The 19,212-nt window shown below is 51.9% G+C and carries 22 protein-coding genes; 5 read left to right on the top strand and 17 right to left on the bottom strand.

All coding sequences use genetic code 11. The annotated features are described in order from the left end of the window. Nucleotides 1-20 precede the first annotated feature (20 nt). Together dhaK and MKY96_RS29505 are read right to left on the bottom strand one after the other, a co-directional pair. Nucleotides 21-1,781, bottom strand: coding sequence for a dihydroxyacetone kinase subunit DhaK (gene dhaK, locus MKY96_RS29510; RefSeq protein ID WP_340946040.1), 1,761 nt, complete (start codon nucleotides 1,779-1,781; stop codon nucleotides 21-23). Continuing rightward, nucleotides 1,778-2,920, bottom strand: coding sequence for a glycerol dehydrogenase (locus MKY96_RS29505; RefSeq protein ID WP_340946038.1), 1,143 nt, complete (start codon nucleotides 2,918-2,920; stop codon nucleotides 1,778-1,780). The genes dhaK and MKY96_RS29505 overlap by 4 nt, the downstream gene beginning before the upstream one ends. Before the next feature lie 171 nt (nucleotides 2,921-3,091). Between MKY96_RS29505 and MKY96_RS29500 the strand changes: the two genes are divergently transcribed. Together MKY96_RS29500 and MKY96_RS29495 are read left to right on the top strand one after the other, a co-directional pair. After that, the gene (locus MKY96_RS29500) at nucleotides 3,092-4,096 is read left to right on the top strand and encodes a PocR ligand-binding domain-containing protein (RefSeq protein WP_340946036.1); all 1,005 of its coding nucleotides are present in this window, start codon (nucleotides 3,092-3,094) and stop codon (nucleotides 4,094-4,096) included. A 35-nt stretch (nucleotides 4,097-4,131) separates the two neighbouring features. Then, complete coding sequence (locus tag MKY96_RS29495) at nucleotides 4,132-4,407, top strand: hypothetical protein (RefSeq protein WP_209868982.1); 276 nt, start codon at nucleotides 4,132-4,134, stop codon at nucleotides 4,405-4,407. 24 nt (nucleotides 4,408-4,431) lie between these two features. Here MKY96_RS29495 and MKY96_RS29490 read toward each other — a convergent pair whose 3' ends face one another. Then, entirely contained in the window at nucleotides 4,432-5,598 is a 1,167-nt protein-coding gene (locus MKY96_RS29490) for a DUF7832 domain-containing protein (protein ID WP_340946029.1), read from the bottom strand. Nucleotides 5,599-5,623: 25 nt separating this feature from the next. Then, the gene (locus tag MKY96_RS29485; RefSeq protein ID WP_340946027.1) at nucleotides 5,624-6,466 is read right to left on the bottom strand and encodes a hypothetical protein; all 843 of its coding nucleotides are present in this window, start codon (nucleotides 6,464-6,466) and stop codon (nucleotides 5,624-5,626) included. Between the two features lie 139 nt (nucleotides 6,467-6,605). Between MKY96_RS29485 and MKY96_RS29480 the strand changes: the two genes are divergently transcribed. Then, a complete protein-coding gene (locus MKY96_RS29480; protein ID WP_340946025.1) occupies nucleotides 6,606-7,460 on the top strand; it encodes a LysR family transcriptional regulator in 855 nt (284 codons plus the stop codon). Nucleotides 7,461-7,547: 87 nt separating this feature from the next. Here the strand turns inward: MKY96_RS29480 and MKY96_RS29475 are convergent, their stop codons facing one another. From MKY96_RS29475 to MKY96_RS29460, 4 genes are all read right to left on the bottom strand, one after another. After that, on the bottom strand, nucleotides 7,548-7,832 hold the full coding sequence (locus MKY96_RS29475) for a hypothetical protein (protein ID WP_340946023.1): 285 nt from the start codon (nucleotides 7,830-7,832) through the stop codon (nucleotides 7,548-7,550). Between the two features lie 282 nt (nucleotides 7,833-8,114). Continuing rightward, nucleotides 8,115-8,621: an SMI1/KNR4 family protein gene (locus MKY96_RS29470; protein ID WP_340946020.1), complete on the bottom strand. Its 507-nt coding sequence runs from the start codon at nucleotides 8,619-8,621 to the stop codon at nucleotides 8,115-8,117. 131 nt (nucleotides 8,622-8,752) lie between these two features. Further along, entirely contained in the window at nucleotides 8,753-9,721 is a 969-nt protein-coding gene (locus MKY96_RS29465; protein ID WP_340946017.1) for a helix-turn-helix transcriptional regulator, read from the bottom strand. Between the two features lie 70 nt (nucleotides 9,722-9,791). Beyond that, nucleotides 9,792-10,259, bottom strand: coding sequence for a hypothetical protein (locus tag MKY96_RS29460; protein ID WP_340946015.1), 468 nt, complete (start codon nucleotides 10,257-10,259; stop codon nucleotides 9,792-9,794). A 146-nt stretch (nucleotides 10,260-10,405) separates the two neighbouring features. Here MKY96_RS29460 and MKY96_RS29455 point away from each other — a divergent pair, with 146 nt between their 5' ends. Both MKY96_RS29455 and MKY96_RS29450 read left to right on the top strand, forming a co-directional pair. Then, a complete protein-coding gene (locus tag MKY96_RS29455) occupies nucleotides 10,406-10,978 on the top strand; it encodes a DUF6199 family natural product biosynthesis protein (protein ID WP_340946013.1) in 573 nt (190 codons plus the stop codon). 478 nt (nucleotides 10,979-11,456) lie between these two features. Continuing rightward, nucleotides 11,457-12,239, top strand: a complete 783-nt coding sequence (locus MKY96_RS29450; RefSeq protein WP_340946796.1) for an NAD-dependent epimerase/dehydratase family protein — start codon at nucleotides 11,457-11,459, stop codon at nucleotides 12,237-12,239. 21 nt (nucleotides 12,240-12,260) lie between these two features. On the opposite strand, the gene MKY96_RS29445 is transcribed toward MKY96_RS29450, so the two are convergent. From MKY96_RS29445 to MKY96_RS29405, 9 genes are all read right to left on the bottom strand, one after another. After that, the gene (locus tag MKY96_RS29445; protein WP_340946010.1) at nucleotides 12,261-12,665 is read right to left on the bottom strand and encodes a VOC family protein; all 405 of its coding nucleotides are present in this window, start codon (nucleotides 12,663-12,665) and stop codon (nucleotides 12,261-12,263) included. 111 nt (nucleotides 12,666-12,776) lie between these two features. Further along, nucleotides 12,777-13,772, bottom strand: a complete 996-nt coding sequence (locus tag MKY96_RS29440; protein WP_340946006.1) for a zinc-binding dehydrogenase — start codon at nucleotides 13,770-13,772, stop codon at nucleotides 12,777-12,779. Nucleotides 13,773-13,897: 125 nt separating this feature from the next. Further along, nucleotides 13,898-14,533, bottom strand: coding sequence for a hypothetical protein (locus MKY96_RS29435; protein ID WP_340946003.1), 636 nt, complete (start codon nucleotides 14,531-14,533; stop codon nucleotides 13,898-13,900). Nucleotides 14,534-14,603: 70 nt separating this feature from the next. Continuing rightward, complete coding sequence (locus tag MKY96_RS29430) at nucleotides 14,604-15,011, bottom strand: hypothetical protein (protein ID WP_340946000.1); 408 nt, start codon at nucleotides 15,009-15,011, stop codon at nucleotides 14,604-14,606. Nucleotides 15,012-15,150: 139 nt separating this feature from the next. After that, complete coding sequence (locus MKY96_RS29425; RefSeq protein WP_340946795.1) at nucleotides 15,151-15,846, bottom strand: ABC transporter ATP-binding protein; 696 nt, start codon at nucleotides 15,844-15,846, stop codon at nucleotides 15,151-15,153. Nucleotides 15,847-15,851: 5 nt separating this feature from the next. Then, nucleotides 15,852-16,973, bottom strand: a complete 1,122-nt coding sequence (locus tag MKY96_RS29420; RefSeq protein ID WP_340945998.1) for an ABC transporter permease — start codon at nucleotides 16,971-16,973, stop codon at nucleotides 15,852-15,854. 131 nt (nucleotides 16,974-17,104) lie between these two features. Continuing rightward, nucleotides 17,105-17,671: a TetR/AcrR family transcriptional regulator gene (locus MKY96_RS29415; protein WP_340945996.1), complete on the bottom strand. Its 567-nt coding sequence runs from the start codon at nucleotides 17,669-17,671 to the stop codon at nucleotides 17,105-17,107. Nucleotides 17,672-17,722: 51 nt separating this feature from the next. After that, entirely contained in the window at nucleotides 17,723-18,334 is a 612-nt protein-coding gene (locus MKY96_RS29410; protein WP_340945993.1) for a suppressor of fused domain protein, read from the bottom strand. A gap of 29 nt (nucleotides 18,335-18,363) precedes the next feature. Then, a complete protein-coding gene (locus MKY96_RS29405; protein ID WP_340945991.1) occupies nucleotides 18,364-18,951 on the bottom strand; it encodes a TetR/AcrR family transcriptional regulator in 588 nt (195 codons plus the stop codon). Nucleotides 18,952-19,212 lie beyond the last annotated feature (261 nt).

Raw genomic sequence — 19,212 nt, 5'->3', positions numbered from 1 at the left:
GGCTTATAACGATAGAATACTTATTGGACAGCGTTAGACAGCTCTGTGAAAATAACACCCAGGGCAAATGCGCCCGCATCCGGGTGGCCGATGCTGCGCTCACCTACCGTCCCGGCCCGGCCCATCCGCGCAACGATGGATTCGGTGCGCCGGGCTCCCTCAACAGCCGCTTCGGCCGCCTTGGCGAAGGCTTCCTTCAAGGACAGCTTCTGCTGTGCACTGCTCTTCCAGGCTTCGGCACAAGGGACCAGCGCATCAATCAGCGTCTTATCGCCCACGACTGCCCCGCGACCGAAGGAGCGTTCACCAGTAGCCTGGATGCCCTGAACCGCTGCTTCCAGCATTTCGGCCATCTCCAGCGTTTTCAGCGAGGTCCGGCCAGTGGCATATTTGCCTGCTGAGCGGAAGGCTGAGCCCCAGATTGGACCGGAGGCTCCGCCGCAATGCTCCATAATGATCAGGGAGCAGGCCTGAAGGAAGCTGCCGATATCCGTGGAATGATGCTGCACAAGCTCCTTCCATTCCCGCTTCAATTGCTTGAAACCCTTGGCGACACTCATCCCGAAGTCTCCATCACCCGCATGAGCATCCAGCTCACAGAAGGGAGCCTCATTCGCGATAATAATCTCACTCATCTTATCCACCAGATAGATGATATTCTCCAGCCGCAGCCGTTCGTCACGGAGGACAGCGAAGCCCGGATCGGTCTCGGCTGTCAGGCTCACCTCAGCCTGAGTCTCCTGCTGCGGAAGCGGGCTGACGTATTGCACCGGCGCAAGCTCGCCCGTTAACCGGAGCGCCGGAGTATCGCAAGGCTCAGCAAGCCATCTGCGCAGCTCATCATCCAGCTTCATCAGGCTGATGGAAGCGCCGGCCATATCTATGCTGGTCATATAGTTGCCCACAAGAGATTGGCGGATGATGATCCCCCGTTCTCCCAGACTACGGATCACGGAGTGATTGAGCAGGTACAGCTCCTGCAGAGGCGTTGCGCCGAAGCCGTTGACCAGCACCACCACCTCTCCGCCATCCTGCTGATCCAGGTTCAGACTGGCCAGCAGGGCAGAGATCATACGTTCCGCCAGCTCATCGGCGGTCAGCAGCTTTTCTCTGCGGATGCCCGGTTCACCATGAATGCCGACCCCATACTCCATCTCATCCTCCTGAAGCTGGAAGGTAGGCGTACCCTTGGCCGGAACGGTACAGGAGGTAAAAGCAAAACCAAGACTGCGCACATGAGCAGCCGCATGCTGCGCGGCCTGCTTCACCTCTGCCAGCGGCAGTCCAGCCTCGGCAGCCGCCCCGGCAACCTTATGCACCAGAATCGTGCCTGCAACCCCTCGGCGTCCCACCGTATACAGGCTGTCTTCTACTGCAATATCATCATCAACCTTCACATAGTCCACAGCCAGGCCGTCCTCAGCCGCCAGATAAGCCGCATTCTGGAAGTTCATCATATCGCCGCTGTAATTCTTGATGATCAGCAGAGCGCCCTTATGGCCGGTATGGTTGCGGATCGCCTGATAGACCTGAATCTGTGACGGGGAGGCGAAGACATCCCCGCAGACTGCGGCATCCAGCATTCCCGGTCCAACCAGCCCGGCATGCGCCGGCTCATGGCCGCTGCCCCCGCCGCTGATCAGCGTTACCTTGTCAGGATTGGGCGCAGACCTGGAGACAATTTTGTATTTGCTGTCGAATGTCAGCTGCGGATGAGCCATCACCAGTCCGCTGCACATCTCACGGACGAGATTGGCCGGATCGTTGATTATCTTTTTCATACGCGCTGCTCCTTGCTCTTCTTGAAGGCTTCGCCCAGCTTGTCAGCAACAGCAATGGCAGCGGCAACCGCTTCAGCGGTAACCGGGAACGGCATCGAATGAATCGACTCCTCCGGGATACACGCCTTGCGGGCCACTTCCAGCAGCTCCTCATGGGAGATGGAAGCGACACCAATATCGGCCAGGCATACGGGAAGGCCCACCGAGTGGCAGAAGGACAACACCTGATCAATCTCTGCCTGCTGCGCATTCTCCAGAACGAGCTGTGCAATCGTGCTGAAGGCCACCTTCTCGCCATGGTAATAATGATGGGTGCCTTCGAGCGCCGTCAGGCCGTTATGGATGGCATGTGCGGCAGCCAGACCACTGCTCTCGAACCCGAGCCCCGACAGCAGGATGTTCGTTTCAATAATATTCTCCAGCGCCGGTGTCACCACGTTCTGATCACAAGCCAGCTTGGCTAAGACGCCATCCTCCAGCAGGGTATCGTAGCATAAGCGGGCAAGGGCCAGCGCGGCTTTGGTGCCTTTGGCCTCCGTAATTACACCTGCATGCACTCCGCAAGGAAGCCCCGCATTGACATTGGAATAGGATGCCGCAGTAGCTCTGGCCTCGAAGTAGGTGGAGAGGGCATCGCCCATCCCGGATACCAGGAAGCGGGTAGGAGCCTGCGCGATAACAGTCGTATCAATCAGCACGACCGAAGGGCTGGCTTTGAAGTAAGCATAATCCTCGAAAGCGCCTTCAGAAGTGTAAATCACAGCGGAATGGCTGGTGGGTGCATCGGTGGCTGCAATGGTAGGAACGATAATCAGCGCCTCGCCTTCTGCCACACATTTAGCCGTGTCGATGGCCTTGCCGCCGCCAAGACCGATAGTACAAGCACACTTATGCTCACGGGCCAGCTCCTGTAGTCTGGAAATCTCCGGCCGGGAGCATTCGCCCTGGAAATCCCCCTTCACGAGAGTAATGCCGAATTGACTGCTGGTGGCATCGAGCTTGGCCTGCACACGCTTCACATCATCCGGGTGCGCAATCAGCAGAGCCGATGTGCCGAAAGTACTGACGAAGTATCCCAATTGAAGCATCTCATCCTCACCTTGTGTGTATTTAGCCGGGCTGATAAAGGTTCTTCTCATTCTTTCATTCCTCCTCGAGTCGTATGTCCCCATTATAGACAAGTGGATAGAGGGGCGCATGGGACAAAGCAAACGAATTAATATGCTGCAAAATAGTATTATTATGTTCTAGACATCTGAATTATAATTATTTTGTACTCATTGTGACTGTAGATGGAAAGGGTGAGCCGAATGCAATCCAAATTCGATTTGAAATATATCATTGATATGGATGAATGGGGCAAGCTTCAGGAATCGTTGTCCCTGGTGACGCGCATGGCCATCATTATGGTCGATTATAAAGGCGTGCCGGTTACGGCACATAGCCGCTGTCAGGCCTTCTGCCAGACCGTGCGCAGCGACAAGGAATTCTCGCCCTATTGTCAAAAATGTGACGCGCGCGGAGGTCTGGAGGCTGTACGGCTGAGCCGGCCCTATATCTACCGCTGCCACTTCGATATTCTCGACATTGCTATCCCTATCATTGTCGATAATCAGTACATCGGGGCGCTGATGGCCGGACAGATCCGGCTGGCGGAGGGAAGCGGCCCGAATCTGGAGCAGATTGTGTCCCGTCCGCAGCAGGACGCCATGACGGAGGATCGGGCCCGGAAGTACGAGCTGCTGCCTGTCATGACGTATGAGGAGGTTGTGGCCACCGCCGATATGCTCTATCATTTGTGCAACTATGTGGTCAAGGAATCGATCCTGAAGCATGAGCTGCTGGAGCGGAACCGGCAGCATGAGGCCTTGAACCCGCAGCAGGAGTCCAAGCCGAAGCCCGAGCTGTCTGCGCTGCCCGTAGAGCCGCCCTCGGCTCCCAAGACTCCGGCCTCTTCGGGAAGCGCATACAAGACGGAATGCATAAGTCCTACGCTGCAGCCTGCTTTTGACTATATGCTAAGCCACCGGGAGGAGAATTTCTCGCTGAAAATGCTGGCGCAGCTATGCCATATCAGTCCGAGCTACTTCAGCCGCCTGTTCACCAGGGAGATGGGCGAGCCTTTCTCCCTATATGTCGCCCGCATGAAGGTCGGGTGGGCGAAGGAGCTGCTGGCAACAACGGATTGGTCAGTCAACGAGATCAGCAATCACTTGAATTTTTGCGATGCCGGCTATTTCATTAAGATCTTCAAGAAATACGAGTCGGCAACTCCCCGGTCCTACCGTGCTTCTCTCATAACAAATCGAATATAATAGATGTAACACTATTTGAGCAGGGGGGTAGCCACATGAAGCTGAACGAACAAGGTGTGCTCATCATTGAAGAGGATGATATCCACGACATGTACTTTTTTCTGGTCCATGACGGGTTGACATTCAAGGATTCTTTCGAGATTGGGCTGGAAAGGCATAAGATTGAGCTGTACCCCGGCAGCGTATCTGCTATTGTTCCCCCGCAGGCCATGCCCGAGGACTATGGCTACCCGGAAGAAGATCTTCCCCGTATAGTGGAGGGGATTTATTCAGCCGTCCGTGAGTATGATCCGGGCTTCGGAGTGTGGTAACATCCCTGCTGCCTGTCTACAGCATCAAGGGATAACCAGGCCGTTCTTGAACGCCAGCTTCACATCATTCTCACGGACATAGGCGGAATAGTCCCAGGATTCTCCCTCCTGCAGCCGCTTGTAGGTCTGATGAATATTCCGGCGCCAAGGCGACGGCCGGCTGTTGAAGTAATGCGTGAAGAAGCGCTGCGCCTGCTCTTGTGTGCCGAAACACAGCAAATAGGCCAGCGGACTGGATTCAGTATCGCAGATGCCGGGGAATCCTGCGCCGCAGGCGGCAAGCTGCTCCAGTGCGCGGGGACGGTCTGCGAACAGCTCGAACAGCGGCAGGACACGTTCCCCGATCTGCTGACCGATACTCTCCAGGGAGGAATCCAGCTGTGAGCCGGCGACCTGCCAGACGATGGCGCTAGAGAATTTCTGCGGCCTGCGCAGCGAGCCGAACAGTACGGTATCGTCCCCTCTGCCGGTTTGTCCGGCAAGCCATTTTTTGAGGGGCTTGCTGGCAATCCACAGGTTCACCGTCATCCGCACATCGGTGCGGGTGTTGTAAGACTGCGGTTGGAAAGAGAGCTCGAATACGGTATCTTTGTCGGCCGCTGTTTTTTTCCATACCGTACCCGTCTTATTGGATCTGAAGCCCTCGGCCTGGAGGAACTGCTGTCCGATCTGCTGACAGGCCTGAAGGAATTGAGCTTTGGGATCGACCTTACGGTTGGACAGACCTTCTGACCAGACCTCCCACTGGGCATAACGTTCGTCCAGCAAGGGCTGCAGGCGGTCATAATTCTCCCAGGTGTTCTCCACATGATAGATGCTGGGGTATTCGCGGCCTTGTTCAGCCGCCTGGCGGTTGAAGACTTCACAATAATCATTAAGATAGCTTCCATACTGTGCGGCGAAGGCCGATTGACCGTCGTAATAATCAGTGGCGAAGGCATTGCCGCGCTCATCCAGATCTTCATCCCAGAATTTCCCGTCGCAATACTCCAGCAGGTAATCCAGCCCCGTGAGCTCACGGCGTTTCAGCCGCTTCAGCGCCTCCGCCGACTCCTCAAGGTGAATTTCCCCCGCCATACCGCGGCCTAAGGCCCAGGCTAGAAACATGCCGATATGAATCCCGCCATTCTCTTCCGGCAGATCCGAGGGATAATCTCCCCCGGAATGCCAATCGATCCGGTCATATGCCATATAGGTCTCCTTTCGGCCAGGAGCTCTAGCTCCCGGCTTCCCTTCTTAATACAAATTGATACACTTCATCACTCGCTAAATCCCACTCTACTTTGCTTTCAGGAATCTGAGCAAGCGGGGTGGTCAGCAGTGGATGGTCTACTGAAACGTTATTGAGCCCCTCGGCCTGTCTCATTTTTTGGATGAGCCGGACTTCATAAGGGATGTAATTCAAGCATAGAATTTCTGCGAATTTATTAGTCAGATCCAGCGAGCTATAGATATGGTAATCGCAGATTTCACCCATCAGGCTGCGCAGCAGCGCTTCATCCGTGGTAGACCAATGATCGAGAAGCCTCCGGTACACATGCTGCTCCGGCAACACCGGATACAGCTCCTGATTGATCTGCTCCGTGATGAATAAGTCATGTAACAACGCCATGAACAAATGATGCGTCTCCTTGAGGGCATAGCGCTGTGCATCTTTTTCAAATATCATCTGAAAATAGTCCCTGGCTAATTGCGCCAGCTCCTTCATATCCCATAGCAAGGCTAATCCTATGATACAGCCTATCGTTCTTGAAGAGACCTCTTTATAATCAAACAGCCTCCGCAGGATATGTTCCTCCCAATAAAGAAACCGGGTAACATACTTCCACCCTTCCTGTTCCCCGTTCAGAATCAGATTTTTCGGATAATCTCCGCCATGTACACCGATTCCAAGGGTCAGGTTTCTGGCGATGGTCTCTTTGTATCCGTCTTTGATGTCGTCCTGGATACTTTCTTTAATTAACGTATACCATCCTTTGAGTTCTTCTTCGGATACGGTTTTCTTTTGGAGGGTACGGATCTCTTTGTTGAATGCTTTTATTAATTTGCGGTGTTCCATCTGCTCACTCCCTGTAAGAGATCGTTAATCCAGGTGGCCCTAGCGGGTGCCGGATTTGTCATTAAGGATGGAATTCAGTACAATGATCAGCATCGGAAGGTACTACCATAGATTATGATATACAGAAGGTGACACCGCAATGGAAAGTGGAGATTTGAGGATTTTTCAGGCTGTGGCCCGTGAGGGTACGATTACGAAGGCTGCGCAAGCCTTGAACTATGTTCAGTCCAATGTGACCAGCCGGATTCAGTTCCTGGAGGCCGAGCTGAAGGTCCCGCTGTTCCACCGGTCCAACCGGGGAATGAAGTTAACGCCTGCGGGTGAGAACCTGCTGGAATACGCGAATGCCATACTGATGCTAATGGATGAGGCTGTCCAATCAACACAATACTCCGAGCACCCGGCAGGCCCTCTGCGAATCGGCTCTATTGAGACAACAGCGGTCATTCATCTCACATCCATGATCGCTGACTACCATTCCCGCTACCCCGATGTCCATCTGTCGCTCATCACAGGCGAAACGCATAACCTTCTGCACAAGGTGCTTGATCACAAGCTGGATGGCGCCTTTGTCTATGGACCTATAGACCAGCCGGATATCGGGCATGTTGCGGCTTACGAGGAGGAACTGGTGCTCATTGCTAAACCGGGGACAACTGAGTTGCATGAGTTGCTGCACAAGCCCATGCTGTTCTTCGACGTTGGCTGCACGCACCGCGTCAAAGCGGAGCGCTTCCTGCGCGAGAGCGGGATGCACTCGGTTCAGATCTGGGAATTCGGCACGCTGGAAATGATACTACACGGAGTATCTGCCGGACTCGGCGTATCCCTGCTGCCTGAGTCCTCGATCCGCAAGGCGGAAGAGGCCGGACGAATTATCTCCCACCGCCTGCCCGAAGAATACAGAAAGCTAGAGGTATGGTTGATATACCGCCGCAACTCCGTGCTTTCCAGTGCAATGTCCAGGTTTTTGGAGATGGTGGGACAGAGATAGTAATGATAAAAGGAATATTTTCCTTGAACGATACACACCACACCCTTAAACAAATTATCGGAGGCTTAAAGATTACTCCCTCCTACTTTAAATTGGTTGAACTTGAGTATGACAGAGACTGGGAGCAGGATTGAAGCAACTCTCAAGCTCTATCCAAGCATAAAATGCCTGCGGCATCCCCGTTGTGATCGGTTTTTCGACCTTATCTGGCCCACACGCCTCTGCCGCACCGAATGTGGTCGGTTTTTCGACCTTATCCGGCCCACTCGCCTCTGCCGCACCGAATGTGATCGGTTTTTCGACCTTATCCGGCCCACTCGCCTCTGCCGCACCGAATGTGATCGGTTTTTCGACCTTATCCGGCCCACACACCTCCGCCGCACCGAATGTGATCGGTTTTTCGACCTTATCCGGCCCACTCGCCTCTGCCGCACCGAATGTGATCGGTTTTCGACCTTATCCGGCTGTTCGGTGAAATCAGCGAAGTCATTCCTATTACTGAACCAGAATATAGTCATCCTGCCGATGCTCCAAGACACTTACCCCCAACTTTATGCACAACTTATCCACATTGGACGAAAATCATAATCTCCTAATCAATAAAAAAGATCAGAACCTATTCCCTCAGGCTCTGATCTTCTCGCATCTTAGAATCTATCTATTCGAATTCGATATCAGCCAGGCCAGGAATTCCCCGAACGAGTCGGCTACCTTCTCAACCTCTTCGAATTCAGGCTCACATCCATGAACAATAGCCCCGCTATCCGTTGTTAAATCGATGGCATAGAAGGAATATCCATCCTCCACAGACATTACGATCGGCAAGTGATGATCCCACCAGGCCGTGATCTCGGACTGCCAAGCTGGATCACCCACTGCTGCCTCCACGCTAAGCATTTCAAATTCATTCCACCGGAATTCGGTTTCCGCGCTATGATTGAACTCAGCCTCACCAATAAACCAGGTTTGTTCATCCGGTGCAACGCAGGTCTCAACTGCCTTTAGAAATTCTAAATACTCATTGGGGAGTCCTTTATATCTGGAAGTAATGCCGCTATTCAAATGCAGCTGAGCACCGGACTTTCTCCTTATCTCCCAGCCGTTTGCCTCCGCCCAAATGATAAATTCCCCAATATGAGTTTTTCCTTTTCCATTATTCATGTCCAAATGATACACCTGCCCATCCGCTTAAGAAATGGAAACTACCATACTAATATACCATTTCCGCAGGTTTGCTTACTATCGAAAAGGAAAAGCACCCGCCCTATGAAGCAGCAGGTGCTTGGCAGCAATTATGACTTCCGTACAGGCCGGACATACTTGAAGTACCGCTCCGGGTTGAAATAGAAGTAGATGATCCGGCCGGGGGTAGAGTCGAAGCAGTAGCCAGTGCCTGTATAGTCAAAAGCGGCCATCGCCTGCTCCATCCGTTCCTCAACACTGCGGTTCTCCTGCTCATAATCGAATGGCCCGTGCTCGAACACAATATACTCCGCCTCGGGGACATCCGCCATCAGCATCTGCGCAGGGACTTCGCCTTCATAATCATAGGGGAGACGTACCCCATAGCACTCTGTACGCGGAAATCCCCAATCGCAGAGCCTGCCGTCCGGGTCATTCATATAGGCCATAATCTGGCCGTTGCCGCTGTTCGTGTCGCTTCCGCCGTCATCATCCAGCTTGCCCTTGATACTATCCAGCAAGCCGGTGATGGTCTCGCAGTCCTGCCCTGGAATCAGGCTCTGCTTCTGCCAGAAATCCCAGTACCCGTTGCTCTCGTAGTTCTTAATGTGCAGGAATTTGTGCGCCGGAATGGTTACGAAATAAATCTTAACCTCTTCTGTAGATTTGATCATGCCAACCTCTCCTAGTCCGAAAAAGTAGCGGTCAAACGGGTTGATTTTGGTACGAAGGACGACAGGATACGGGTGTCTCCGGTACTCGCTTGGGGCCACACCATAGGTCACCTTGAACGCGCGCGTAAAGGCTTCATGGGAGGAGAATCCATAGTCGAGCGCAATATCCAGAATGCTTTTTCCGCTGTCCCGCACCTCCTTCAGTGCAAAAGCCAGCTTCCGGTGGCGAAGGTAATCCCTAAGCTGCATCCCGGATATCTCTTTGAATTTCCTCGTCGTATGAAACTCCGAATACCCCAGCTTGTCAGCAAGAGATTGCAGCGTTATGGCCTCACTGTTATGCTGCTTAATGCTTTGGTCCATATCATCGACAATGGTCTGGATCTGCCTGTGCCACTCGTACACCGTCCGCTCACCCCCTCGTTCCAACCGCTCTATGTTCATTCTAGAATACTGGAAAAGGCATTTCTTGATTCTACTTGCGGCATGGGATCAGCCTCATCTCTGTAAGATGATCCAGATTGATCTCGATCCTCAGCTCATCATGCTCATTCACCGCGATTAATGTCCGGGCTTCGATACTTAATTGCTTAATAGGATTGGTGACATCCGAGAAAAAAGCCCAAACCAAATCACCGCCCGTATCGGTGCAGGCAATGAAGCCCTCGTTCCCCATCTGCCCGTCCCCGCCGTAGATTGTACCGCCCTCATAATCCAGGCTCGTCCATTCATCCACGATGATCCAAGGATCATCATTGTACTTCACAATGCTCTCAATCGTTGTGTCACACAAGGGGGAACAGCTCATTGTGCGCTGACGGGTATTTGGGTCGTAACAGGTCTCAATATTTAGAATCGTAATGCTGCCATCTGCCCAAGCAATACAATTGATCCCCGGCAGCTCACGCTCCTCCGTCCAATGCTTCTGGATGAAGTTACTCATGGCTCTATCCTTTCATTGGGTTGATTTTCTTGTCTAATATACTATTTCTGTAAGCTGCCGCGTTTTCCCTTCAAAAGTTAAAGCCCCCCTGGGCAGGATGGCATTTCTATAAAAGAAACCTGAAAGAAGAGTCTCCCGTAGTACATATGAATAAACAGACATGGGATGTGATTGATGTGACAGGATTTATCGGTGTTATAATCCTAGCCATAGGATTGGTTATCGCCATTTGGCCGAAGGTAGCCTGGTATCTGCGGCTTGGCTGGAGGTTCAAAAATGCGGAGCCCAGCGGGCTGGCCTTAGGGGCGGAACGGGTAACCGGGGTGGTCCTGGTAATCGCCGGTTTCATCCTGATGGTATCCAGCTGCGCCTCAGGAAACGCAGAGCGCCGCTGGTCGGAGAATTTCAAAGAGAAGCTGGAATCGGGGCAGGTTCTGGAAATCAGCATCGGCATGATTAACCCCACCGTATTAAGCGAAGAAGAAACGAATAGAATGATCCAAATGATCCAGGATGCTGAGCTTAGACCTTTTGATGCAGGGAATTCGTTCGGGGCAAGCAACACCGGGACTATCACCTTTAAGGACCAGACCCGTGTAGATATGGTGATTCTGGGCCCGTCTGGGGGAATTGAGCTGCATCCAGGTGATGCACAGAGCGAATATGAGATTATGAGCGGATCACTGAAATCGTGGCTGAAGAGTTACGGGACTAATTAAGATTGAACTTGAAAATTAACAGAGCTATCCGCAGGAAAGTCCGCATCGAAAATAACCACTACTGCAACGCTACAACTGCATCTATAGAGCCCGGCCCGCGTATTCCGCAGGCTGGGCTTGTTGAATCTCTCTCACCGACCGCTTGCATAGAGCGTTGTTGCACATTTTGCAGGATTTCTCTATCAAGGTTACTGAATGCGGTACAATGTTGCATTATTTGCACAAATTCCGATGCTGATAGCAAGTTAGCGCTGAATTTGTTGCATTTCGTGCAGGATTTCGGCATATACCGCTCCTATTGGGCTGCATTGTTGCACTTCTTGCAGGATTTCTCCAAAAATGTTATTCGCTTGGGAGCATGGGGCCCATCCCTCATCGCAGCACATCTTATCCCAAAAGAAGAAAATCATAATTTGCTATACAAGAACCAAAAAGCTGGAGGCCTCATTAAAAGTCCTGGAAATGTTGACCAAAGCTAATATTACATAGTGTCCAGCACACGCTGCTGGTCAGGGATGCTGCCAGGGTGGAGGAGCTTCACCGGCAAGGGGCTGAATGTGTCGATGGTGACCTTCTGCAGCCGGAAAATTACCTTAATGCGCTGCGGGGCAATGACGCTGTAGTGCACTTGGCTGCCCAGTTTCGGGGTGTAGATGAGCAGACCACCCGAACAGCCAATATTGACGGCGCCGTGTCCTTGGCCCGGGCTGCGCTGGATGCGGATGTGCCAAGGTTCGTATTCGCGAGCACCAACCACGTCTATGGACCGGGAGGCCATTCGCGGCCCAGCCGGGAGGAGGATGAACTCCGGCCTGCTTTTGCTTATCCCCAGAGTAAGGCTGAGGCTGAAGCGGCGCTGCTGGCTCTCCACCGTGAACAGGGCTTAGGGCTGCGCATTGTACGGTTTCCCTTCGTCCACGGTGAGCGCGACCCCCATATCGCGGAGGTTCTGCCCTATTTCAGCCAATGGAATCCGGCCAGACGCATTCATATGGCCCATCATGCGGATATCAGCCAGGCCCTGATGCTCGCTGCCTTCACGCCGGGCATCGATGGACGCATCTATAATGTGGCTGATGATGCGCCGATCTCCGTGGCCGAGATGCTTCAGCTTCATCAGGCCGAGTCTACGCCGGAAGCCTTGCAGCAGCCCTATGATCCTTGGGATATGATCGTTGATACTTCGCGGATTAGAGATGAGCTGCATTACCGGCCGATCTATCCGTCGTTCTATACGGCAAGAGATGCAGGGGCGCTATAAGGGCGCTCCCATAAGCTTCCGTCAAGGCCTGCCCTCAAACCGTTTCACCGCATCCTCCGTCACCGGCTGAAAGAGATTCACCAGATTGCCGTCGGGATCACGGAACAGCATCGAACGGTTCCCCCAGGGCATCGTTGTAGGTTGCTGTACCCAATCCTGGACAACCTGCTGGAGGCGCACATATTCAGCATCGACATCATGGACGCGGAACTCCAGAATGACCGTGCGGTTACTGCCCGCCACTACAGAATCAGCACCGAATAGCTGCGCTGTCTTGGAGTGGCCGATGGCCAAGGTACATGTCGGCACTACGAATTCGGCAAATACAGGAGCGGGCCGCTCTGCCGTCACCCCCGTCACTTGTTCATAGAATTCAACCAGACGATCGATGTCGTCAGTAATGATACGTATCGAAGCGAAATTCATAAGTGTTCATCCTTTCTTGAATGTTTACATGTCCAATGATACAAAAACGCTACTGACAACGTTATGTCAGTAGCGTTTTTATGCCAGTAGCTATACGTGTATCCTCTACCCTTAGCCTATTCTCAGGGCAATGTTCCCGAGCTGCTCCGCGCGCTCCATCCGCTGAAGGGCAAGCGGAGTCTCCGCTATGGAATACACGCTATCCATGATAGGGTGTATCTGATGCTGCTCCATGAACTGAAGCATCGCGGTGAATTCTTCATGGCTGCCCATGGACGTTCCAAGCACCTGAAGCTGCGGGAAGAATATCGCTCTTGCCGGAATAGTGAGATCATCGCCTGAGCTTGCGCCGAACATGACGATTCTCCCGTTAGGCTTAATGACCTCGAAGTATTGATCGAATGTGGCTGGACCTACGCTATCCAGGATCAGGTCCACTGGGTTGTTCTGAAGCTCTTCCCGCCAAGGACTGTTGCTGTCTATAACCTGAGTAACCGGTAATTGCAGAGCCTCTGCACGCTTCGCTTCACTTCTGGACGTAACTGTGACCCGCGCCCCAACGGCTGCCGCCATTAGTGCTGCGAAGGTAGCCACTCCGCCGCCAATGCCCGGAATCAGCACATGGTCGCCCCGCTTCAGGCCCCCTCTAGTGAATAACGCCCGGTACGCAGTAAGTGCCGCTAGGGGTAACACACCCGCCTCTTCCCAGGACAGATACGCTGGCTTAGGCACAACATTCTGCTCAGGCACAATGACATATTCCGCAAAAGTCCCGTCTGCAGGATACCCTAATATGTCAGGAACCACAGGCACCTCATCCGCCCGATCCCAGCCCAGGCATGGATTAATGATAACTTCCATCCCTTGAGACAGGCCAGTTACCCCTTCACCCGTCTCTGCAATAACGCCAGCCCCGTCTGAACCCAGCACGCAAGGATGAACCGGACCAGACGCACCTTCTGTAGCAGAAGCAGCAGCGATGATGAATAAATCCCGGTGATTCAATCCGGCTGTCTTTAACCTTACCCTAACCTGCCCCTGTTCAGGATGCTTGTCCGAATGATCCGTATATTGTAGACCCTGCGGTCCAAGTATAATTGCCTTCATCTTCATATCCTCCTGTTACGCTGTAGTGGCTTCATACAAAGTGTAGGCTGTTACAGCGGTCAGGTAAAATGATTAGAAGAGAAGGTGAGTATCATAAATAATGATATCAGTAAGCCGAACCGCCCCTAAGAGAATTGCCAGAACCCTGCTACCGGATGGCCGATTCCTTTCGTTCCGATATGGGCGTATACATACAGCGCTCCAAACCCAAGAAGATAACTCCCGTCCCCTTGAAGCAAGGTGTCGGGGTAGCCGTCTTCATCGACTTGGAAGAAGAAAGAGAAGGCCTCCTCCTCCAGCTTTGCGGAATAATACGTTTCATTCTGAAGAAGTCTCGGCGTCCCGCCCACTTTGATCAAGAAGGACCGTTCTACCGATTTATCATCAGTACACGGTTCTCCGGTTGTAATGTGGTGTTTCCGCAGACCCGCGTTTGTATACGTCTCTATATGGCTTTCCGCAGATAGAGGATGTTCTATTACCTTGATCGGGCAGTCAGGGTACATGTTATGTTCCAAGTACTCCTCATACTCTTCAGGAATGAAGATCGAAATCATGCGCCCGGGTTGAAACGGATGAACGAAGCTCAGATAGAACAGGTAGGTTCGGCCCCCCAGGTCAAGGAGATGGGCTGGATTGTCAAAAAACTCGGGCGCATTCCCGCCGATCCAGCCTGCTCGGGGGATGTCCGCTATAGCCGGCTCCACATAATACAGCATACAGTCTGTTCTTTGGGCCAGCAGATTGATTGGTTTGTCCATCCCTCAGCAGCTCCTCTTCTTTTTATGAAAAGTGTAATAATTCCATCCATCAGGATCAAGCGACTTGCGGTTAATGAAACCTCATTCCCCGTGAATGGTACCACCACAGGATGCGGATGACCTCATCCCCGATCTGAATCTCCTCCAGCTCCTCACTTTCCTCCATCAGCTTCCCCCGCAGGGAGGGATGGTGTGGCCAGTAGGCCAGTGTGTACTGGCTCTCATCTATCAGCCTGGGCATCGGGGAATCAGGGACAGCCTCCAGATGATGGGCGATTAGCTCGCATAAATAGGTGAAAATCCGCTCCAGCGTCTCTCCGCCTAAGTCGCCGGGCACGGCCATCACCCATTCTGTCCCCAGCGCTCGTCCACCGGATAGGTGATTAGCGGATAACCCGACTGTCGCAAATCTCGCTACCTCCTTCTCTTCTGCCGCCGGAAAATAATAGATCTCTACATGGACTGTTTTGGGCTTCATTAAAGTGATCCAGTATTCCGGTATCTGCCACACCCTGATATAAGCATCTAAGATGACCGACCGGCAGATATCGAAGGAAAGCTCATGTTCTTCGCTGGATTCAATGGATATGGCAATCACTCTCCCTGTTTTCCGAGTGCTATACGCTGGGCTCCAGTTCTGCCACAGATAACCTGCCATCCTCCATCCGGTACACCTTGTCGCAATATTCAAGCATACGCTCATCATGTGTGACCATAATCGCCGCTTTGCGGCGTGTTCTCACCTCATGGGCAATCAGGGAGACCACTTCATGGGCACGCTTGGTGTCTAGGCTTGCGGTAGGTTCATCCGCCAGGATGATCCCGGGATTATTAATGAGCGCACGGGCGATCGCTGTCCGCTGCTTCTCACCGCCTGACAGTTCCTCTGGGAAGCTGTTCAGCTTCGAGCCCAGGCCCAGCTCTTCCAGCAGTTTAACGGCGAATGCTTTATCTGCTTTGCTCACCCTCCCTGACATCTTTTTGACGATGAGTAATTGGTCGAGTACATTTAGATAGGGAACCAGATTCGAGGATTGCATAATAAACCCGATCTCTTTCAGCCTTAGATCCGCCAGTTCCTGTGCTGTGAGCTTGGATATAGGATGTCCATTCAGCTTGGCCTCTCCTTCTGAAGCCTTCAGCAGTGCTCCGGCAATAGACAGGAATGTGCTTTTCCCTGAACCCGACGGTCCAACGACAGCAACGAACTCACCCGGCTCCACGGAGATAGACACATGATCGAGTGCTGCGATCCGGTTGCTTCCTTCGGCATAGTACTTGGTGACTTCACTCATTTGTAATCCCTTAGTCATTGTCATTACTCAGCCCTCCCGAGCGCCTTGAGCGGATCAATCCTGGTAATCTTTCGAACCGATACCAGCGAACTTAACATAGCGATAACCAGCAGGATAACAGAATAAGTGACAACAAGAGTAGTCTCCAGCTTGAACGGCATACCCTTCGGCATAATGGCTGCTGTTCCATACGTAAGCAGGACTCCGACTACAATGCTGGTCAGCGATAGCACAAGCACTTGTGATACAATGGCTTTGCTTAAGAATCTGTTACTGGCACCTATAGCTTTCATAATGCCGAACTGATTGGTTTTCTGCATCGTCATTACGTAAAAGAATACGCCAAGCACAAACGCGGCGATGGCGAGCAGAAATGCCAGCATCATCAGAATAGTCCCGTTCTCTTCTTTGTACCCTGGCATTCCTTGTACTGCTGCCGACCGGGTAACCGTGTCCGTCCCAGTTAGCCCGCTATTCATAGCGTCTGGGTCGATATCCTTGCCCTGTAGCATAATCGCATTAACGGGCCCGGCAATGCCTTTATCCGAACCCGGAGCCGCGAAGGCAATCTTCCGCCATTCGGCCATTGGAGTGAACACGGAGGCCACGTGGTTGTAGGTCTGATTCTTCACGAATCCTATAATCGTTAGTGACTCCCTTGTGCCGTCTAATTGAAAAGTGTCACCCACGCCATAACCTTCGTCCTTCATGGTCGAATTCACAATGACACCCGTAAGGTTCTCAGCAGATAAGCTCTCCCCTTCAATGACAGCCGGTTCCAGGAAGCTTCCCGGGTTAATCCCTATAATCGCGATATCCAGCTTGTCTTCACTGCTTGTACTGTTTGCCTTCATCGCTGCTGCCATGGTAGTTCCCATCGGGGCAGCGTCATCTACATTAGGCAGCAGCTCCGCTTCTGCTAGTAATTGATCTGACAACAGCGACTTGCTCATTGAGGACTGTGACCCTTCTTCAAAAATGACATAGTCTGCCTTCATCGTCTTAAAGGTTGACGCAGCCAGCGTAGATAGGCCATTCCCTAAGCCTGATAAGATAAATACCAGCCAAGCTAAGAGCACGAAAATAATGATGATCATTAAAAATCTCACTTTACTGTGCATCAATTCTTTTACAGCTAAAAACATTCCCTTGCCAACTCCTTATTTATTTTTCGACACATGTGTCAATTTAAACCTGCTGTTACCATCACCGGCATCCGACACTTAAATTAAACACCATATTTGACACTTGTGTCAAATTATATTCAAGGCGCATGTTAGCTCTTGGCCCCTCCGATCCACATTTGAAACAGCAGCTTACCCCAAGCAGGAGTAGGGATATTCAGCATATTCGGCGTATCAATCAGGTTAAAGAACACACCAATAAGTACAGGAAGTGGGATATCCTGCCGCAGGTCCTGATTCTGCTGGGCGCGTTCAAATAAGCGGGATAATTGAATTTTAAGCGTCTGATGCCCTTCCTCAATATATTCGAGATCTCTCGCCGCCGCTAGAGAATTGGCCGTATTAATCTTATTGGCATTTCCGAGCAGCTGATGGAGCGCAGACTCTTCCACGTAAATGAGCAGCAGCTGTTCCAGGGCTTCCATAGGATCAGCCTCATCAATGGCTAAAGCCTTGTCTAGTACCGCTGACATTACGCGCTTCATACAAGCCGCCACAATCTCTTCCTTATTCGCATAATATTGATAGATAGTGCTTCTGGCCCCTGACAGATGCTGTGAAAGCAGCTTAAGATGAAACCCGTCATATCCATGCTCAAGCACCAATTGTTTGGTTGTATCCAGCAGCTCTGTCTCTGTAAAAGACTGTTTTCTTCCCATTACATCTCTTCCGTCCTGTCCTTGGTGATATATATCATTAGTTTAGCATTGTTAGTGAACATTTCCCAATGGCCGCCGCGGATCAATAATGGAATGCTCGATATCCTCGACGTAGGAATCGAACGCTTCCACGCCTTCACTTAAGATCAATGCGGCCTCCTGCGCCGTGACTGGCAGCGCCCATAGGATCTGGGCCCTCTCGCTCCCGACCTGAATCTCCTCCAGCTCTTCACTTTCTCCCCTCAGCTCATCCAGCAGAAAAGCAGTGGTTGTCCAGTTAGCCGGGGCAAGCGGGCTCTCTTCCATAACCCTAGGTATCCGCGAATCACCGGCAGCCTCTATATGATGGGCGATAAGATCACTGAGATAGGTAAATATCCGGTCCATAGACTCTCCGCCTAAGTCAGAGGTCAGAGCCATCACCCACTCTGTACCCACAGCTTGCCCATTCGGACGGTGAGTCGCGGATAACCCGACTGTTGCAAACCTCGCAATCTCTTCCCCCTCCACTGCAGGAAAATAATAGATCTCAACATAGGCTCCTGTTTCGGGCTTCTTCAGAATGACCCGGTATTCCGGCATCTGCCACTCCCGCATATAGGCACCCAAGATAAGGGTTCTGCGGATATCGAAGGAGAGCTCCCTCTCTTTAGTTGATTCCATGAAGATGGTCATCACCTTTCCTCTTTTGATTAGGATATGGTTAATAAGTTAAGTATCTCTTTTACAAAAGTATCAACAACTGCTCTGTCAGGACGGGACTTCAGGAACACCGTAAGTCCTATTAACGAAATGACCAGTGTCTGCGCCAGATTCTTGGCATTAATCCCGGCAGCTAGCTCCCCTGACCGCAAGCCCCGTTCAATCGTTTCCTGGAAGATGACCGAGAGGTACATCTGATGTTCTCTGGTCAGGATCTCAAACTTCTCATCATGGGGAGCAAGCTCCACCATTGAATTGATGCAGAAGCACCCCGTGCTCGGGCTTTTCTCATATTCTTTGGACACCACATCTTCAAAAAAAGTACGGAACGCCTCTTTCACTGAAGAATGCTTGTGCAGACTGCCCCGGACATAGGCAGCGTGGGAACTCGTATATTTCCGCAGCGCAGCTTCAAATAAGCCCTTTTTGTCTCCAAAGGTAGAGTACAGGCTTGGACGCTGAATACCCATCCTTGCGGTTAAGTCGCTTAAGGAGGCAGCCTCGAACCCTTTTTCCCAAAATACATGCAGCGCTGCATCCAGCGCCTTGTCCTCATCAAATTCACGCGGCCGGGCCATAGATCTCCCTCATTTCGTATCGAATGGTATATTACGATTGTATTTGACGAAGTAGCCCCTGTCAATTAGAGCAATTTATATCCGACTCTTCCCGCTTTCCCCTTGACAATTAATTTTGGTTAGCGGTATATTTATCAGGAATTATTTCATACCGTTCAGTATATTATTATATCCATATATCGAAGGAGGCGTTATCTCTGGTTAACTTTGTAAAAGAACCGCAAGCCATTACCGCACCATCCGGGCCAACGCCTGCATCTT

Origin of the sequence: Paenibacillus sp. FSL R7-0302 (assembly GCF_038006885.1) — a bacterium.
Classification (GTDB): domain Bacteria; phylum Bacillota; class Bacilli; order Paenibacillales; family Paenibacillaceae; genus Paenibacillus_AQ.
The sequence above is the reverse complement of the archived record's forward strand: the minus strand, read 5'-3'. Positions and strand labels throughout refer to the sequence as shown.

Bases quoted from the DNA above. Each gene is read 5' to 3' on its own strand.
- MKY96_RS29505 (WP_340946038.1), bottom strand. From the start codon at position 2,920: ATGAGAAGAACCTTTATCAGCCCGGCTAAATACACACAAGGTGAGGAT.
- MKY96_RS29440 (WP_340946006.1), bottom strand. From the start codon at position 13,772: ATGAAGGCAATTATACTTGGACCGCAGGGTCTACAATATACGGATCAT.
- dhaK (WP_340946040.1), bottom strand. From the start codon at position 1,781: ATGAAAAAGATAATCAACGATCCGGCCAATCTCGTCCGTGAGATGTGC.
- MKY96_RS29405 (WP_340945991.1), bottom strand. From the start codon at position 18,951: ATGGCCCGGCCGCGTGAATTTGATGAGGACAAGGCGCTGGATGCAGCG.
- MKY96_RS29445 (WP_340946010.1), bottom strand. From the start codon at position 12,665: ATGAATTTCGCTTCGATACGTATCATTACTGACGACATCGATCGTCTG.
- MKY96_RS29495 (WP_209868982.1), top strand. From the start codon at position 4,132: ATGAAGCTGAACGAACAAGGTGTGCTCATCATTGAAGAGGATGATATC.
- MKY96_RS29415 (WP_340945996.1), bottom strand. From the start codon at position 17,671: ATGGGAAGAAAACAGTCTTTTACAGAGACAGAGCTGCTGGATACAACC.
- MKY96_RS29490 (WP_340946029.1), bottom strand. From the start codon at position 5,598: ATGGCATATGACCGGATCGATTGGCATTCCGGGGGAGATTATCCCTCG.
- MKY96_RS29470 (WP_340946020.1), bottom strand. From the start codon at position 8,621: ATGAATAATGGAAAAGGAAAAACTCATATTGGGGAATTTATCATTTGG.
- MKY96_RS29485 (WP_340946027.1), bottom strand. From the start codon at position 6,466: ATGGAACACCGCAAATTAATAAAAGCATTCAACAAAGAGATCCGTACC.
- MKY96_RS29420 (WP_340945998.1), bottom strand. From the start codon at position 16,973: ATGTTTTTAGCTGTAAAAGAATTGATGCACAGTAAAGTGAGATTTTTA.
- MKY96_RS29460 (WP_340946015.1), bottom strand. From the start codon at position 10,259: ATGAGTAACTTCATCCAGAAGCATTGGACGGAGGAGCGTGAGCTGCCG.
- MKY96_RS29410 (WP_340945993.1), bottom strand. From the start codon at position 18,334: ATGGAATCAACTAAAGAGAGGGAGCTCTCCTTCGATATCCGCAGAACC.
- MKY96_RS29435 (WP_340946003.1), bottom strand. From the start codon at position 14,533: ATGGACAAACCAATCAATCTGCTGGCCCAAAGAACAGACTGTATGCTG.
- MKY96_RS29455 (WP_340946013.1), top strand. From the start codon at position 10,406: ATGAATAAACAGACATGGGATGTGATTGATGTGACAGGATTTATCGGT.
- MKY96_RS29480 (WP_340946025.1), top strand. From the start codon at position 6,606: ATGGAAAGTGGAGATTTGAGGATTTTTCAGGCTGTGGCCCGTGAGGGT.
- MKY96_RS29425 (WP_340946795.1), bottom strand. From the start codon at position 15,846: ATGACTAAGGGATTACAAATGAGTGAAGTCACCAAGTACTATGCCGAA.
- MKY96_RS29500 (WP_340946036.1), top strand. From the start codon at position 3,092: ATGCAATCCAAATTCGATTTGAAATATATCATTGATATGGATGAATGG.
- MKY96_RS29430 (WP_340946000.1), bottom strand. From the start codon at position 15,011: ATGAAGCCCAAAACAGTCCATGTAGAGATCTATTATTTTCCGGCGGCA.